The organism is Ruminococcus sp. AF31-8BH, assembly GCF_003460605.1.
Taxonomy (GTDB): domain Bacteria; phylum Bacillota; class Clostridia; order Lachnospirales; family Lachnospiraceae; genus Blautia_A; species Blautia_A acetigignens.
The window spans coordinates 32040-48734 of the sequence record NZ_QTVN01000009.1 but is presented as its reverse complement, the minus strand read 5'-3'; the positions used below and the strand labels follow the sequence as shown (position 1 = coordinate 48734).

The 16695-nt window shown below is 44.8% G+C and carries 15 protein-coding genes; 1 reads left to right on the top strand and 14 read right to left on the bottom strand.

What is annotated here, in order from left to right:
- Positions 1–121 precede the first annotated feature (121 nt).
- From DWZ38_RS12255 to DWZ38_RS12210, 10 genes are all read right to left on the bottom strand, one after another.
- Entirely contained in the window at positions 122–544 is a 423-nt protein-coding gene (locus DWZ38_RS12255; protein ID WP_021926343.1) for a flavodoxin, read from the bottom strand.
- 93 nt (positions 545–637) lie between these two features.
- Positions 638–1189 carry a DUF3793 family protein gene (locus DWZ38_RS12250; RefSeq protein WP_021926342.1) on the bottom strand — a complete coding sequence of 184 codons (552 nt, stop codon included), beginning with the start codon at positions 1187–1189 and terminating at the stop codon, positions 638–640.
- A 10-nt stretch (positions 1190–1199) separates the two neighbouring features.
- Complete coding sequence (locus tag DWZ38_RS12245; protein ID WP_021926341.1) at positions 1200–1487, bottom strand: DUF2325 domain-containing protein; 288 nt, start codon at positions 1485–1487, stop codon at positions 1200–1202.
- A 367-nt stretch (positions 1488–1854) separates the two neighbouring features.
- Positions 1855–3939 carry a heavy metal translocating P-type ATPase gene (locus DWZ38_RS12240; RefSeq protein WP_117853089.1) on the bottom strand — a complete coding sequence of 695 codons (2085 nt, stop codon included), beginning with the start codon at positions 3937–3939 and terminating at the stop codon, positions 1855–1857.
- An 80-nt stretch (positions 3940–4019) separates the two neighbouring features.
- Positions 4020–4343, bottom strand: a complete 324-nt coding sequence (locus tag DWZ38_RS12235) for a DUF6110 family protein (RefSeq protein ID WP_021926339.1) — start codon at positions 4341–4343, stop codon at positions 4020–4022.
- Between the two features lie 241 nt (positions 4344–4584).
- Positions 4585–4992 (bottom strand): metal-dependent transcriptional regulator, encoded by a 408-nt coding sequence (locus tag DWZ38_RS12230; protein WP_021926338.1) that lies wholly within the window; start codon positions 4990–4992, stop codon positions 4585–4587.
- Between the two features lie 100 nt (positions 4993–5092).
- The gene (locus DWZ38_RS12225) at positions 5093–5566 is read right to left on the bottom strand and encodes a transcriptional repressor (protein ID WP_021926337.1); all 474 of its coding nucleotides are present in this window, start codon (positions 5564–5566) and stop codon (positions 5093–5095) included.
- Between the two features lie 152 nt (positions 5567–5718).
- On the bottom strand, positions 5719–7872 hold the full coding sequence (feoB, locus tag DWZ38_RS12220; protein ID WP_117853087.1) for a ferrous iron transport protein B: 2154 nt from the start codon (positions 7870–7872) through the stop codon (positions 5719–5721).
- A gap of 179 nt (positions 7873–8051) precedes the next feature.
- Positions 8052–8273, bottom strand: coding sequence for a FeoA family protein (locus DWZ38_RS12215; protein ID WP_021926335.1), 222 nt, complete (start codon positions 8271–8273; stop codon positions 8052–8054).
- 26 nt (positions 8274–8299) lie between these two features.
- A complete protein-coding gene (locus DWZ38_RS12210) occupies positions 8300–8512 on the bottom strand; it encodes a FeoA family protein (protein WP_021926334.1) in 213 nt (70 codons plus the stop codon).
- Positions 8513–8846: 334 nt separating this feature from the next.
- Here DWZ38_RS12210 and DWZ38_RS12205 point away from each other — a divergent pair, with 334 nt between their 5' ends.
- Entirely contained in the window at positions 8847–9740 is an 894-nt protein-coding gene (locus DWZ38_RS12205) for an LD-carboxypeptidase (protein ID WP_117853085.1), read from the top strand.
- Between the two features lie 210 nt (positions 9741–9950).
- On the opposite strand, the gene DWZ38_RS12200 is transcribed toward DWZ38_RS12205, so the two are convergent.
- The 4 genes from DWZ38_RS12200 to asnB form a co-directional block, all read right to left on the bottom strand.
- Positions 9951–11123, bottom strand: coding sequence for a malic enzyme-like NAD(P)-binding protein (locus tag DWZ38_RS12200; protein ID WP_117853082.1), 1173 nt, complete (start codon positions 11121–11123; stop codon positions 9951–9953).
- A gap of 232 nt (positions 11124–11355) precedes the next feature.
- Positions 11356–13689 (bottom strand): ABC transporter permease, encoded by a 2334-nt coding sequence (locus DWZ38_RS12195; RefSeq protein WP_117853080.1) that lies wholly within the window; start codon positions 13687–13689, stop codon positions 11356–11358.
- A gap of 11 nt (positions 13690–13700) precedes the next feature.
- Positions 13701–14399 carry an ABC transporter ATP-binding protein gene (locus tag DWZ38_RS12190; RefSeq protein WP_021926330.1) on the bottom strand — a complete coding sequence of 233 codons (699 nt, stop codon included), beginning with the start codon at positions 14397–14399 and terminating at the stop codon, positions 13701–13703.
- 221 nt (positions 14400–14620) lie between these two features.
- Entirely contained in the window at positions 14621–16537 is a 1917-nt protein-coding gene (gene asnB, locus DWZ38_RS12185) for an asparagine synthase (glutamine-hydrolyzing) (RefSeq protein WP_347519715.1), read from the bottom strand.
- Between the last annotated feature and the right edge of the window lie 158 nt (positions 16538–16695).

The window sequence follows — 16695 nt, the reverse complement described above, 5'->3', positions numbered from 1 at the left end:
CCGGGGGATTTTTACGCACTAAAAAACCTCCCTCCCAGGCATTTCGCGGTACGCCGGGACGGAGGTTTCCTTATGCTCTTATTTTATATTCTTCAATATACTTATGTTCTTTATAAAACAATTAGCAGATTGCTTTTCCAAGCTCGATGCATGCAGCCTGAGCTTCATCATCCGGATCCTCGTTGCAGATCACGCTGTCAACAGCAAGTGCAACGCCATCGTTCTGGCATTTCTCTTCCCAGCTGCGCATCCACTCGCCGTCTCCCCAGCCATAGGAACCAAAAAGTGCTACTTTTTTGCCTGCAAGCTTTGCCTCACATGCTTCAAATACTGGCTGGAATACGGAATCCTCAAGCTCCTCATCTCCCATTGCAGGGCATCCGAAAGCTACGCCATCAAAACCACTGATATCTGTTCCGTCAAAATCGTCAGCGCTGATTACTTCTACTTCTGCTCCAGCAGCCTTAGCACCCTCTGCTACTTTATTTGCCATTGCCTCTGTATTACCGGTTCCGCTCCAATATACAACTGCTACTTTACTCATGACTTCATTCTACCTCTTTCTTCTTAATAATTTTGTTGCCAGCCCCCGAAAACTTTCTTGTATTCATTTCCCATCGCCGACTCTTTATGTATGTTAAGCAGCCACTGTCAGCTGCAGAACACTCCTGCCTTTTTCCCATAAATTTCGGTAAACTTCCCGGCATTTATGATACTTCTGAAACATTTTCAATGCTTCACATTCATTGCAGTAAACTTTCCAGCAGCCGGAACATTTATAATTCTGTCCGCCGTTCTGGATAAAACCAATCACATCTCCAAGTGGATAATCAAGAAAAATCCCAATCTCATGAGGAAAGCCCTGTGCTGCTTCAAAGCGCTTTCTCAAAAGTGCAAGGCACTGATCCGGCTCCCCGTTTTGGTAACCATATTTTTTCAGAAATCTGGCTACGCCCGGGCGCTTCAGATTCTCTGCCAGCCTTTTTTCACGGTATACGTAGATTAGTGCGTGATTCTTCCATTTGCGAAGAGCCATCAGCTTTACTCCTTTTGGATTCATCATCTGGTTCCAGATGACAAGCTGAAGATCAATATTTTCTCCCTCTTCACAGCACGCATTAAAAAGATTTGCAGCTTTCAGGGAAGCAAGAGTTGGAGCACAATGCTCAATGAGACATTTCTCGATCATGACGGCCTCCTTATGCCATTACACAGTGCTCATCAAGAGCGCATTTTAAAGCACTTGCGCTGCTGGTATGAACACGTGCTACCGGGATGTTATTTTTCTTAGCTTCCTGGGAAGCACTGATGACCATTTTATGAGACACGGTGTTGGTAAAAAGCACCATCAGATCCGGACATCCAATCTTCTTGCGGATTGCGCCATTCTCCTTTGGAAAAACTTTTGCTTTATAGCCATAATCTTTGCAGATATCCGTGTACTGACACACCATTCTCTCGTTGCCGCCAATAATTACAATACTCATGTGAACTGTCCTTTCCGGGTTTTTAAGCATTTATGATAAGCATTTCCAATTACAGGATTCTTATTCCCCTTATGTTTCTTATCTCTTATTTTTGTTAGCTTATTCTAACCCTTTCTTAAAAAAATTAGAAGTTTTCACTTCTATCTCTATATTTTACGGTTACACTCATGTATTCGCCACAGGATATCCTGCGGGTTTCAGGTTTATACGCTTTAGTTAGCAAGTGCTAACTTTTATGATGTTAGTTTAACCTAATCCTTTACTGCTGTCAAGTAGCAAAATAAAAAAAGAGAGCTAATGAAAAATAGTCTCATTAACTCTCTAATAGGTCCTGACTAAACCAGTTGAGCGACATCCTGCAAAAAGATCAGATGTCTTCTGTCACCAGATTCTTCATGCTGTTCATACCGATCAGCAGTGTAGAGGTATTGTGAAGCAGTGCGGATGTAGTCGGCTGCAGGATTCCGGCAACGCCAAGCAGAATCAGACCTGTGTTAAATCCTACGATAGTTCTGTAGTTATTATGAATACGCTTCATCAGTGCATCACTGATATTCTTCAGAACTACGATGCCTTCCAGGTTGTCTGCACCGATGGTAATATCTGCGATTTCTCTTGCAATTTCAGCACCTTCGCTTACCGCAATACCTGCATCAGCTGCGGAAAGTGCAGGAGAATCGTTAATTCCATCACCAAGCATCACAACCTTACGGCCTTTTGCCTTCTCTTTTTCTACAAAGCTTGCCTTATCCTCAGGAAGAACCTCAGAATAATACTCGTCAACGCCAACTTTTGCAGCAACAGCTTTGGCTGTACGCTCACTGTCTCCGGTCATCATAACAACCTTGGTAAAGCCGGCTTTTTTCAGTGCTTTTACCACAGCCGGTGCTTCCTCACGAAGAGGATCCTCGATGCAGATGACTGCAGCAAGACTGCCTTCAATTGCAAGATACAGATGGGAATACTCATTTGGCAGATTCTTAAACTGCTCTTCCATGCCTTCCGGAATGGTGCACTTCTCATCTTCAAATACAAAGTGGGAGCTTCCGATAATGACCTTCTTGCCCTCGATGGTTGTAGAAATACCATGCGCTACAATGTATTCTACTTTGGAGTGCATTTCCTCATGGTCCAGCTTTCTCTCTTTTGCCGCATCTACAACAGCTTTTGCCATAGAGTGAGGGAAATGTTCCTCCAGGCAGGCTGCAATTCGAAGAAGCTCATCCTCGCTCTTTCCATCAAATGAAACCACCTTCGCTACAGTAGGCTCTGCCTTTGTAAGAGTACCAGTCTTGTCAAATACGATGGTATCTGCGTCAGCGATTGCCTCCAGGAACTTACCGCCCTTAACAGTGATCTTATATTCTCCGGCCTCGCGGATCGCGGAAAGTACGGAAACCGGCATCGCCAGCTTCAGTGCACAGGAAAAGTCAACCATCAGTACGGAAACTGCCTTGGTTACATTTCTAGTAAGAAGATAAGTTAAAGCAGTGCCGCCAAGTGTGTACGGAACCAGTCTGTCTGCCAGGTGCTCTGCCTTGCTCTCAAGACCGGATTTCAGCTTCTCAGTATCTTCGATCATCGCTGCAATCTTCTCATAACGGCTTGCTCCGCCTACTGCTTTTACAGTAAGGACAGCTTCGCCCTCTTCTACTACAGTACCTGCGTATACGGAATTTCCTTCCACTTTTCTTACCGGAACGGATTCGCCAGTGAGAGAGGCCTGATTGACCATTGCCTCGCCTTCTGCGATCACACCATCAAATGGGATCACATTTCCCATATGTACCACAACCATGTCGCCAGTCTGGATCTTGTCTGCGTCCACAAGAACCTCTGTGCCTTCGCTGCGCAGCCATACCTTGCCTGTATTCAGGGACATAGTGCGTGCAAGGTCATCCACAGATTTCTTGTGTGTCCACTCCTCAAGCAGTTCGCCGATTCCAAGCAGGAACATAACAGAACCTGCAGTGGAGAAGTCGCCGCGGAAAATGGATACGCCAATGGCTGTTGCATCCAGTACCGGAACTTCGATTTTCCGTTTCCAGAGGGTCTTAATTCCAAGCCAGATGTATTTCACTGACATTGCAGTGGTGTAAATTGCAGACCATGGATACGGCAGAAGAAGCTTTCTTCCATAATGGAAAAGAATCTTATCTACCAGTTTCTCCTTGTATGTCTCATTTAATGCTCTTCCGGAATTCTCCAGAACCTGTACCGGAACAGAAACTCTTGTGTATCCAAATGCCTGAATGGATTTCAAAAGCTCATTTCTGTCTCCTGTATAATAAATCAATGCGTCACAGGTACGGTTAAATACCTGTGCTTTCTTTACACCGGACAGATTCTCCAGATAATACTGAAGGGTGTCTGCCTGATTGTAATTCATATATTTCTGAAAAAGATGGACCCTGATACGTCCTTTCTTCTCATGTTTAATCGTAAATTTCAATATGTTCACCTACTTTTCAAAGCAAGAGGACTGTCGTAAAAATACGGCAGTCCCCGGTATGCATCTGTTTGATAGACAAATTACTCAGCAGCTTCCTCTGTTGTCTGTGCCTCGTCTTCAGTCTCCTTGAACTCAGTCTCGCCCTCGGAAGCCTCATCCTCGAATGGCTCCTCTGCTGCCTTTCTGTCCTCGTTGATCTGCTGTGCATCTGCATAGATGTCACCTGCATTCTCCTGAACAGTTGTAACCGTCTTCATTACGCAGTCCTTTGCTCTTAAAACAGCAGCTGTGCACTCTGTGTAAACTTTCTTTGCATCTTTGCTGGAAAGGAGCTTGATACCAGCAGTTCCGAATAAAACACCTGCTGCAAAAAGTCCTGTTTTGTCCCATTTAAAACTTGCCATGATTAAATTCCTCCTCTTAAGAACATTTATTTTTATCTACTTGTTTTCGATTTCTCGTATTATATATCAGTTTTTTTTCAATTTCCAGTGGTTTTTTGTTTGTTGAAAAACTTTCTCAATTATTTTCCATGTTTTATACAACTAACGTTTGTTACCTTTGTGCACTTTGTCTATATTGTATAATTAAACCCTCGCTTGTAATCGTCTGCGCATCTTATAAAAAGCATCTTTCAACCATACCCTAATTTTCGACGCTTTTCGGCATGGCGTTCAGATAACTCTTAATTCCCTGAAAGGTTTCCTCGCTGATCACGTGCTCTACTTTGCACGCATCAGACTCCGCGGTTTCCTCAGATACATTGGCACATCTGGAAAAAAGCTGTGTGATCACGCAATGCTTTTCATACACCTTTTCTGCAATTTCACGGCCTGACTCCGTAAGAAGCAGACGTCCTTTTTCGTTTCTTCTGATATGCCCCTCCTTTTCCAGCTCTGTCATGGCCCTTGTCACGCTGGGCTTGGTGATTCCCAGATGATTTGCCACATCCACAGGTCTGACATCGTCCGGTGATTTCCGGTTCAGCACCAGAATTGTTTCCAGATAATCCTCCCTGGACTCCTTCATTCCCTCTTTTTTCATACACCACATGATTGCTCCACCTCCGCCTTTCTTTTGGGCCTCGGCTCACAATACTGACGTATCCCGATCCCTAGTCGGCATTTGCCTGTCCGTTTCATTGCAGACAGCTTTATACCTGGCAATTCGACATTGTCATCTCAATACTTTCAATATCCTGATCTCCGATATAGCCCATATTTTTAAGTCCCGCCTTTACTACCTGTTTCCAGACTTCAGAAGGTAACTTACAGACTGTATCATCACTCAGCCTTACTGTGCAGCCATTTGCCTGACAGCAGGCTTCGCAGCCGGATATCCGGTACATATTTTTGCGGCTGATCGCGCCAATACGCTCCAGCATATTTACCATGCGGTAAATGGTTGCAGGACCAATGTTCTTATCCTTTTCCTGCACCTTGTAATAAATCTCCTTACAGCAGGAGCATTCTTCTGCCAGAATAATGTCCAGGATCAGCTGGCGCTGTCTGGTAATCCGGCAGCCCTGCTCGCGCAATCGTTCTATGATCATATCTTTTTGCATCTGTGTGCGCTCATATGCTTCATTGTTCTGATATGCTTTTTCTCCTACTGCTTTTTCCATCATTTTATCGCCATCCTTTTTCTGAACTTTTGATTGTTTGTTATTCTGGAATTCTTATATAAAAAGAAATACGATTTTCCATTTCTCCTTATATAAAAATTCCAGCCTGTATCTTTAAAGGATACAGGCTGAAATATTTTTACAAGACCTTTTGCTTAAGCAATACTTTTTGTATTTACTTTTAAGCTGTTGCTCTCTTTGTATGGTCTGAAGAGCAGGTACAGGAATGCTGCAACCAGAACAAATGCTACAACTGTTCCCAGTCCAAATCCGCCGCCTGTAAGCAGTGTACCAATCTGATAGATGCAAAGTGCAACTACATAAGCAAGACCGCACTGATATCCGATTGCGAACCAGAACCATTTAGCGTTGTTCATCTCTCTCTTGATCGCACCCATAGCTGCGAAGCAAGGAGCACACAGAAGGTTGAATACAAGGAATCCATAAGCAGCAACAGGAGTCATAACTGCTGCAAGATTTCCCCAGATCTCTGCTCCATCCTCTGCAACCTCAGCAAATCCGAAGAGCATACCGAATGTAGCAACGACGTTCTCTTTTGCGATAAGACCGGAAACAGCAGCAACTGCCATCTTCCATCCTTCGCCGGCGTTTGTCCATCCAAGTGGAGTGAAGATCCATGCGATAGCAGAACCGATCTTAGCAAGAATACTGTTGTTCAGCTCTTCTACCATTCCGAAGGAACCGCCTTCCCAACCGAATCCCATAAGGAACCAAAGAACGATGGTGGATAGAAGAATGATGGTACCAGCTTTCTTGATGAAGGACCATGCTCTCTCCCAAACGCTTCTTAATACGTTTCCAACTGTCGGCCAGTGATATGCCGGAAGCTCCATAACGAATGGTGCCGGCTCGCCAGCAAACATTTTTGTTTTCTTCAGGATGATACCGGAGCAGATGATTGCTGCGATACCAACAAAGTAAGCACTTGTGGATACCCATCCACTGTTGTCAAAGAATGCACCAGCGATCATAGCGATGATCGGGAGCTTAGCACCACAAGGAACAAATGTTGTGGTCATGATTGTCATTTTACGGTCACGGTCGTTCTCGATTGTACGGGAAGCCATAACTCCAGGAACACCGCATCCAGAACCGATCAGCATTGGGATGAAGGATTTTCCGGAAAGACCGAATTTACGGAAGATTCTGTCCATGATAAATGCAACACGAGCCATGTATCCGCAGGACTCAAGGAATGCAAGGAACAGGAACAGAACTAACATCTGCGGTACGAAACCAAGTACAGCACCAACACCGGCAACAATACCGTCAAGGATCAGTCCCTGCAGCCATGCAGCGCAGTGTACAGCTTCCAGAGCGGACTCGATTGCCGGAGGAATGATCTCACCGAACAGTACATCGTTTGTCCAGTCTGTTACGAAACCACCAACTGTACTTACAGATACATAATAAACAATCCACATTACAACTGCGAAAATCGGAAGAGCTAACCATCTGTTGGTTACGATTCTGTCGATCTTATCAGAAGTTGTAAGTTTCTTTCCTGTAGAAGATTTTGTATAGCACTGTCCGATAATGGAGGAGATGTATACATAACGCTCGTTTGTGATAATACTCTCTGTATCATCATCAAATTTGTCTTCCAGAGCTTTTACTTCGTAGGATACATCTGGAACACTCTTCATCTGCTCTACGATCTTGTCATCTTTCTCGATGAGTTTGATTGCAAAGAAACGTTTCTGAGCGTCTGCAACAGTTCCTGTCAGTTTGTCCTCAACAGATTTGATTGCGTCCTCAACATCCTGTGCGAACTCGTGAACCGGAACGGTTTTCTTTTTGCTCTGTGCTGCGCTGATTGCTTTCTCAGCAGCTTTCATGATTCCGGTTCCCTTAAGAGCGGAAATCTCAACTACTTCGCAGCCAAGCTTTTTGCTTAATTTATCAATATGTATTTTGTTTCCGGATTTCTGAACCAGGTCCATCATGTTGATGGCCATAACAACCGGAATACCAAGCTCCATGATCTGTGTGGACAGATACAGGTTACGCTCAAGGTTTGTACCATCTACGATGTTGATGATCGCATCTGGCATCTCATTAATGAGGTAATTTCTGGCTACAACCTCCTCCAGAGTATATGGAGAAAGGGAATAGATTCCAGGTAGGTCCATGATTGTTACATCTTTGTGGCCTTTCAGTTTACCTTCTTTTTTCTCTACTGTTACACCAGGCCAGTTACCAACGAACTGGTTAGAGCCGGTCAGTGCATTGAATAATGTGGTCTTGCCGCAGTTAGGGTTACCTGCAAGTGCAATCTTAATCGACATTTTCATGCCTCCTCTTTCTTTCCAGATTTTCTTTCTTCAATTGTCCGGCGGATCATCTGTCTGGATGCTTCTTATCCATTAACCGCCACTGCTGATTGTTTCAATCAGCTTTCATTTGTTAGCGTCATCGCCTATTTATTAGGATCCGCTAACCGACCAGGTAAAAAAATGACCGATGCTTATTCTACCTCGATCATTTCTGCATCGACTTTTCTCAGAGACAGCTCGTAATCTCTTACGGTTACCTCGATAGGATCGCCGAGCGGTGCAACCTTACGTACATAGATCTCTACACCTTTGGTGATTCCCATGTCCATGATACGTCTCTTTACCGGGCCCTCGCCGTGCAGTCTTTTCACTTTGACAGTCTGGCCTACGCCAACTTGCCTTAATGTTTTCATAATACTAGACTCCTTTTTTCTGGATTTCAGACCATGATCCGATTCGCCATATCTTTGCCAATGGCAACTCGGGAATCCTTCACATTCACGATCATGTTACCGCCAATCTCGCTGACGACAGTTACAGTAGCTCCCTGTACAAATCCAAGATTCTCAAGAAATTTACGGGTTTCTTCTTTTCCGCCGACTTTTTTGATCACCTGCGGCTCTCCTTCGTTTACCATTGATAACGGCATCATATCATCCTTCCTTTTGTGCTTTAGAAACACCTATTTATTATTATGTTTCACTTACGTTGATTAGTATATTCTAATTTATATAAGCTGTCAATAATTTATTTGCACTTTTTTCTCATTTTTTTCCATTGAAAATTTGTTGATTCTGCCCAGAATTTTTGTAATTGTTTCGGAAACATTGGGGAACATGGTAGAATTATGGGAAATATTTGTTTATAATATAAAGAAATAACTAAAAATTTGTGACTGAGTGTGTTTTTATGCTTAGTGCACAGTTTTTAATGGTAAAATATATGAAAAATTACATGTATTTTGATTGCAGAAAGGATTCTTTTTTATGAAGCAGGGAAGTAAAGTTGGGATTGTCTGTTGCTCTAACGGACTTGACCAAAAGCAGGCCGAAACGGTTGATCTGCTGGTTCAGATTCTGGAGAAATCAGGGTTTGTGCCGGAGCTTAGCCCTTATCTGTATGGGGATGAAAATGGGATGGTCGGAACTGCCAGGGAGCGTGCCCAGGCGTTAATGAATTTTTACAGGGATGATTCTGTGGAGGAAATTTTCGATGTGTCCGGCGGGGATCTGGCCAATGAGATTCTGCCTTATCTGGATTTCCAGACCATTGCCTATGGGAAAAAGCATTTCTGGGGATACAGTGATCTGACTACTGTTTTGAATGCTATTTATGCACGCACGGGTAAATTTTCCGTACTTTATCAGGTACGAAATCTGACTTATGAGCACAGCCAGGAGCAGATTACGGATTTTCTGGAGACTGTGCTTGGCGGAAGCTCTGCCCTTTATGATTTTCCCTGTGAGTTTGTCCGGGGAACGCATATGGAAGGCATGGTTGTGGGCGGGAATATCCGCTGTCTTTTGAAGCTTGCAGGAACGCCTTTCTGGCCGGATATGCGTGAGAAAATTCTGCTGCTGGAGTCCTATGGCGGCGGGGTTCCCCAGATGGTGACTTACTTAAGCCAGCTTAGTCAGATGGGAGTTTTTAAAAAAGTAAACGGGATTTTGCTGGGGACATTTACGAAGATAGAGGCCAGTGAATGCAAGCCGGATATGGCAGAACTGGTGCTGAAATTTGCAGAAAAAAGGACGCCGATCGCGCAAACCAAATTTATTGGACATGGAACGGATTCCAAGGCGATTCGGATTGGGCATCATTTGAAGCTTTATTCGGCGGAAGCGAATAAGAGGATTTATAATACCATTACCCGTACGTGATTTCACAAGGCATATTCATCGCAGGTCGTCGCAACACTCCACCGAGCTAACTGCCAACTACGACTAAACATCTCAGGAGAGCCTTCGATGTTAAGTCTTCGTAGGCAGTGGATCTCGTTTCCGTTAAGAGCGCTCCTGAAATGACCTGCTCACGAATATGCCTTGCAAAATCACTGGTTACTGGTAAGTTTTTACTTTAAAATTTATACTTTAGATTCTTGCTACGCCGCTCTTGATCGCTGCTTCTGCAGTTGCTTTGGCAACGGCGTCTTTGACGCGGGAGTCGAAGGCAGCCGGGAGGATATAGTCGGCGCACAGCTCTTCATCGCTTACAAGACCTGCGATGGCGTAAGCTGCGGCGATCTTCATCTCATCGTTAATGTCGGAAGCGCGGACATCTAATGCACCGCGGAAGATTCCCGGGAAGCACAGAACGTTGTTTACCTGGTTTGGATAGTCAGAGCGGCCGGTGGATACAACGGCTGCACCTGCTGCCTTAGCCTCCTCCGGGAAGATCTCAGGAGTAGGGTTCGCGCATGCAAAGATGATCGGGTCTTTTGCCATGGTGCGCACCATATCCGGAGTAAGGGTTCCCGGTGCGGAAACACCGATAAATACATCTGCGCCTTTGATTACTTCGCTTAAGGTTCCCTTTTCATGATTGGCATTGGTGATCTTTGCCATCTCTTCCTTGATCGGGTTCAGACCTTCGCGTCCCTCATAAATAGCGCCCTGGCGGTCTGTCATAATGACATTCTTAAGTCCCATGGAAATCAGAAGCTTAATAATCGCAATACCAGCAGCACCTGCACCGGAAGTAACGATCTTAATGTCTTCAATCTTCTTTCCAACTACTTTCAGTGCATTGATCACACCGGCAAGAGTGATAACGGCTGTTCCATGCTGATCATCATGGAAGATCGGGATATCGCAGCATTCTTTCAGCTTTTTCTCAATTTCAAAGCATCTTGGTGCGGAAATGTCCTCCAGATTCACACCGCCGAAGCTTCCTGCCAGCAGGCGGACGGTCTGCACGATCTCATCTACATCCTTGCTGCGCACGCAAAGCGGAATGGCATCTACATCACCGAACTCTTTAAACAGAACGCATTTTCCTTCCATAACCGGCATGCCAGCCTCCGGACCGATATCGCCAAGTCCCAGAACTGCAGTACCGTCTGTCACAACTGCAACAGTATTCCAGCGTCTGGTAAGCTCATAGCTTTTATTAATATCTTTCTGAATCTCAAGGCAAGGCTGGGCAACACCAGGGGTGTAGGCAAGGCTTAATGCATCCTTGGAATCAACCTTTGCTCTTGATACCACTTCAATTTTACCTTTTAACTCATAGTGCATTTTTAAGGATTCTTTTGCGTAATCCATGTTCGTATCTCCTCTTCTTGAAAAACTGTGGCGGGCATGCTGAATGATCATATTCAGCATGCCCCTGTCGGATACAAAATATCCACTTTGGGCTACAAGGGAAAGTATATACGAAACAGACCAAAATCACAACATGAAATTGTGAATAAATCTCTCAATAAATAAATCAAACCGGGCTCCTGTCAGATCAAGAGTCCGGCCTGAAATCCCTCAATATTCTATTTTGTTTTCCTTATTCCACATTCTTCAGCGCTACATCCATCGGAATCTTCCGGATTCTTCTAAACTGAAGCACCGCTACCAATATATATGCGCCCATGCCCATGGCAAACATTTCCGGGTAAACCTTCGGTTCCAGATACAGGGTCAGCCAGCCGGAGAAGGAGGACATCAGATAACTGTAAATTCCATGTATGGTCCAGGTGGATAGCACCAGACTAAGTAAAATACTAATAACCACTACCCACGTGGTAGAAGTCAGATACAGACTCATGATTTCCCGATTCTGATAGCCCAGAATTTTTACCATGGAAATCGCCGTTGCGTTCTTCTCAATAATCAGCTTGGTCAGCAGGTAAATCAACAATGCAAACAGAATCACAGAAAAAACATTGATTAGCTGGAACATCTCGCCCATGGAAACATCCAGCTGACGGCTGATTTTGGTAAGATCATCTTCTGTGATGGTCGCTGCAATCAGATCCTCATCCAGATCCGTGATCTTTTCCTGGGAAAAATATCCGTTAAAGTAATCTTCGCTTTTCCCAAATGTCTTCCGGAAGGAATCAACCGGCATGAACACAGCCAGTGCACCAGGATACTGGTAAATGCCCCGGACAGTTAATTCATATTCCTCGTTTCCGTAGGACTCCTTCAGTAAAATGGTGTCGCCGCTTTTTACCTTATATTTCTCAGAATAGCCATCGGAAATCAGCACGCCGTCGGTGGGCAGTTCTGTGCTTACATAATCACTGTCATCTTCAATTCCATAAACGGTGATGGTCTCTCCATCTTTTCCCGGCACAACGTTTTTCACAGATTCCAGGCAGAGTTTTTCTGCGGATTCTTCATTGGTTTTTAAGGACGGAGTCAACAGCTTCTCGATCATTCCCATCAAAGTAAATTTCTCATCCTCATCCGGCTCTTCCGGTACGTTGAGAATATACTGATAAGGCGCGAGCATATTCGCCACAGTTTCTTCCTGATAATGATCCAAAAGAGGCTTCATCATCATTCCGAACAGCAGCAGTACATTAGCAAAAAAGATTCCCACAAACAAGGTCAGGTAACTGGATTTGTTCTGCAGGATAATGCGCAGGCGAAAACGGCTGAAAAATTTAAAATTAGGCAGACGCACTGCTTTTTTCCTGCGGGAAGTGCTAAGATCATGACGCAGGAATTTTAGGGGTGACAGCTGAAGCTTTCTGGAAATCAGAAGCAGATTGATCACCAGCATCAGCACTACGGGAATCACCGTAGTAAGAATAAATGCATCTGCATTCCAGCGGGTCTCGTAGGTTGGAAGGCTGTAGCTTCCGTAATACATAGCGGCACACATGCCCTTAAAAACAGTATATCCCAGCACATTTCCAAGCAGCGCCGCAATCACAGTCACGATGATTGGCAGGGAAATATAATGGCGAAGCAGTTCCCCTCTGGAATAGCCGGATGCACGCAGGGTTCCGATGACAGAGGCCTCTTTTGCAATGGTGTTGTTAATGGTAACCGCAAATACAAAGGCAATGATCACAATAAGAATATAAAGCAAAACCTCCATCATCGCCTTATCGCTGCCCATATCATCCCCGGTGAAATGAATGGCCTGGTTCGCATAGCCCGGAATTACTTCTGTTACCTTCGCGTATTTTACAAGAATATCAATGAAATCCTCGGACATGTTTTTGGCTTCGATGTCATCCTTGGGCTCATTGGCGTACTGCCAGGAATAGCGGTATTCCAGATGGGTAGTGCCGAACTGGTCAGCCCCCTCTTCTGTCATAATGGCAACGCCGAATTTTACTGCATCGAACATCATGTCGCTGTTGTTGGAAAATAAACAACTGTAGTCGGATAACGCTATCAGTCCTGTAATGGACAGTTCTTCACCTCCAACTTTGATCTTGTCTCCTACGGTCAGGCTGTTGTTGTCCGCATACATACGGTCAATGGCAATCTCATTCTTTGCCTGGGGCATTTCCCCTTTCATCAGGCATACAAGGTCCATATCCGTACGGTCCTGGTAAATTCGGATGGTTCCGTTTTCCGTTCCATCCAGATCCGTATCCACCGACTCGTCTCTGTAAAAATTTTTACAGAGACGGACATCTCCTTTTTCCTCAATTTTCTTTATTGTGCTTTCGCTGGCTTCTGAGGACAGGGTAAAATTGCCATGCTCAATGTTGTATTTCTCAAAGCTCTCATCATAGGCTGCAAGCATACTGTCATCTGCAACCAGAAAACCGGATACAAATCCGATGGTCAAAGTCATAAACAGAAAGATTACAATGTATTTTCCAAAATCACTTTTTAGCTCTCTTGGAAGACGTTTCCACAATGGATTTCTCATAGTGCACCGCCTTACCAGTCAAGATCGTCTGCTGAGACTTTTGACTCATTGAGATAGTTTCTGCGGATCTGGCCGTCGCGAAGCTTTACCACACGGTCTGCCATATTTTTGATGGCGTCATTGTGGGTAACCATGATGATGGTATTTCCATATTTCTGGTTTACCTGCTCGATCAGCTTCAGAATTTCCTTGGAAGTGTTGTAATCCAGGGCACCTGTTGGCTCATCACACAGAAGAATATCCGGATTTTTTACAATGGCACGGCCGATGGCGGTTCTCTGCTGCTGTCCGCCGGAAAGCTGATTTGGCAGCTTATGCCTATGCTCGTATAGTCCCAACGTATGAAGAAGCTCGTCAATATCCAGCGCCTTATTGCTCAGATATGCGCCTACTTCAATGTTTTCTTTGACATTTAAATTTGGGATCAGATTGTACATCTGGAACACGTAGCCAAGATGCTTCCTGCGGTAAAGGGTCAGGGCCTTTTCTTTCATATCCCCTGTTTTTTCCCCGTTTATGGAAATGTAGCCCTCGTCCGGCTCATCAATTCCGCCGATAATATTCAAAAGTGTGGATTTTCCGGAACCGGATGGTCCCAGAAGGACGCAGAATTCTCCTTTTTCCACGGAAAAATCAATTCCCCGCAGTACTTCTGTCCTGCTGTCGCCAGATCCGAAGCCTTTCTTTAATCCTTTAATTTCAAGAAACATAACTCTTCCTCCCAGACAGATTGCTCTTTTGTTAGTCCATGCTAACTTGTTCTTATCATACTTCTTTTGTCTGAAAAAGGAAAGGTGGGAAGGTGAGAATAATTCTCAATATAATGAGTTTCGGGGATTTCGGGAAAGATTTTGGTAAAAATGACTGTTGGGTTTATATTTTCGATATATAAGAAATCAGAGTCAAAAAATCTTTGACCCTGACTTGATGCCTACACGAAAAAGCGATGATACCAGATCAGGAAAGCCAGGACGGTCCAGATCTTGCGGCTGTTGTCTTTTTTTCCTTCTTTGTGGTCTTTCAGAAGCTCTGCCAGTTTCTCGGTATGGAAAAACTGCCCGGCTTCCCGGGATGTGAACATTTCCATCACCATCTGGTACCAGTCATCCTGCCGCAGCCATACGCGGATGGGAATGGGAAAGCCCAGCTTTTTTCTGCCGTCAGTGTCCTCGGGGATGTAACCGGATACGGCTTTGCGGAAAATATATTTGGTAGTGCCACCTGCAATCTTGGCGTCTTTGGGAAGGCCGGCTGCCAGATCAAAGACTTCCTTATCAAGGAACGGCACCCGCACTTCCAGGGAATGAGCCATACTCATCTTGTCGGCTTTCTGGAGGATGTCGCCGGGAAGCCAGTAGTTCAGGTCGATGGACTGCATTTTCTCCATATCCTGTAAAGGATGTCTACGAGATGATTTTTTTGTTTTGATTCCAGTCGTTTCTGGTGTTCCAGTAATGTCTGAATCTTCTATCTCTTCATAAAACGGGCGTAAAAATTCCTGGGTGGATGGCCCGGTAATGCCATTTTTTAGAATCTGTTTTTTCTCTTTCTCCCGGAAAATATAGGCGTTTCCGATGAAACGCTCTTCTACTTTCATTCCTGCACGAATCAGGAAATCACGACCTTTGACATCGGGAAGCTTCGCCGCCAGCCTGCCTATTGCCTTTCTAACCTGGAATGGAATCCAGGATACTGCTTTCAAAGACTCTGGTTCCCGATAGATATTGTAGCCGCCGAAAAGCTCATCGGCTCCCTCACCGGAGAGCACTACTTTCACATGCTTGGCAGCTTCCCTGGACAGAAAATACAGGGCGATTGCGGAAGCGTCTCCCAATGGTTCATCCATGTGATACATTACATCCGGAAGGGAATCCCAGAATTCCTGCTTGGAGATGATCTTTACATGATGCTTCAGCCCGGCTTTCTTGGCAACTTCTGCTGCCTTGCTGACTTCGTTGTAGCGGTTTCCTTCATCAAATCCTACGGTAAAAGCCTGGTCTGCACCTGAAGCGGCAGACAGATAGCCAGAGTCCACGCCGCCAGAGAGAAAGGCACCAACTTCCACATCACTGAGCATGTGATGCTTCACGGAATCTTCCAGAACGTCTGACAGCTGTTTCTGAAGGGGCTGCAGATTAGGACATACTCCCGGCGTAAGCCTTGGCTGAAAATATGTTTTAATTTTATATTTTCCATCTTTATAGAGCAGAATATGGCCTGGCATCAGCTTGTAAATCCCTTTGAAAAAGGTCTCTTCCAGAGGAGAATACTGAAAAGACAGATACTGCTCCAGCGCCAGCTGATTCACTTCCCTCTTATAGCCTGGAAAAGCAAGAATACTCTTAATCTCAGACGCAAATACAAAATGTTCCCCAATCTGGGCATAATACACAGGCTTAATCCCAAAGAAGTCCCGGGCAAGCATCAAAGTCTGCTCTTTTTCATTCCACACCGCAAATCCAAACATTCCCCGCAGCTTGTCCAGGGCTTTTTCCCCGTACTGCTGAAGGGTATTGACCAGAACCTCCGTGTCGGAATGGGTGCGAAATGTAATCCCAGCAGTCTCTAATTCCTCGCGCAATTCCTGATAATCATAAATTTCTCCGTTAAATACAATATGCAGACTGCCGTCTGCGCTTTCCATGGGCTGCTGCCCGTCTTCCAAATCTATAATACTAAGTCGTCTGAATCCCAGGGTAATTTCTCCACCACAAAAAGAGCCTTCGCTGTCCGGGCCCCTATGTTCAATGGATTTCATCATCTTCTCAATGACTGCTTTCTGATCCTGCCTGCGACCTGTAAATCCACAGATACCACACATGTCTTCCTCCGTATTTTGCCGCTGCACCAACTGCAAACAGCTATATATTTTTCTTTTCCCTTTACGCTTCCTCTTCCCCTTGAGAATGCAGATGACACAGAACGTGTCCTAAAATGAACTTATCATTATGGTATTGCCGCTTAAACGGCAGTTTCCTTTAGAATTAAAGTTTTGATTATTGTAGC

Coding starts and splice junctions, on each gene's coding strand:
- DWZ38_RS12255 (WP_021926343.1), bottom strand. CDS start 544: ATGAGTAAAGTAGCAGTTGTATATTGGAGCGGAACCGGTAATACAGAG.
- DWZ38_RS12250 (WP_021926342.1), bottom strand. CDS start 1,189: ATGATCGAGAAATGTCTCATTGAGCATTGTGCTCCAACTCTTGCTTCC.
- DWZ38_RS12245 (WP_021926341.1), bottom strand. CDS start 1,487: ATGAGTATTGTAATTATTGGCGGCAACGAGAGAATGGTGTGTCAGTAC.
- DWZ38_RS12235 (WP_021926339.1), bottom strand. CDS start 4,343: ATGGCAAGTTTTAAATGGGACAAAACAGGACTTTTTGCAGCAGGTGTT.
- DWZ38_RS12230 (WP_021926338.1), bottom strand. CDS start 4,992: ATGTGGTGTATGAAAAAAGAGGGAATGAAGGAGTCCAGGGAGGATTAT.
- DWZ38_RS12225 (WP_021926337.1), bottom strand. CDS start 5,566: ATGATGGAAAAAGCAGTAGGAGAAAAAGCATATCAGAACAATGAAGCA.
- feoB (WP_117853087.1), bottom strand. CDS start 7,872: ATGTCGATTAAGATTGCACTTGCAGGTAACCCTAACTGCGGCAAGACC.
- DWZ38_RS12215 (WP_021926335.1), bottom strand. CDS start 8,273: ATGAAAACATTAAGGCAAGTTGGCGTAGGCCAGACTGTCAAAGTGAAA.
- DWZ38_RS12210 (WP_021926334.1), bottom strand. CDS start 8,512: ATGATGCCGTTATCAATGGTAAACGAAGGAGAGCCGCAGGTGATCAAA.
- DWZ38_RS12205 (WP_117853085.1), top strand. CDS start 8,847: ATGAAGCAGGGAAGTAAAGTTGGGATTGTCTGTTGCTCTAACGGACTT.
- DWZ38_RS12200 (WP_117853082.1), bottom strand. CDS start 11,123: ATGGATTACGCAAAAGAATCCTTAAAAATGCACTATGAGTTAAAAGGT.
- DWZ38_RS12195 (WP_117853080.1), bottom strand. CDS start 13,689: ATGAGAAATCCATTGTGGAAACGTCTTCCAAGAGAGCTAAAAAGTGAT.
- DWZ38_RS12190 (WP_021926330.1), bottom strand. CDS start 14,399: ATGTTTCTTGAAATTAAAGGATTAAAGAAAGGCTTCGGATCTGGCGAC.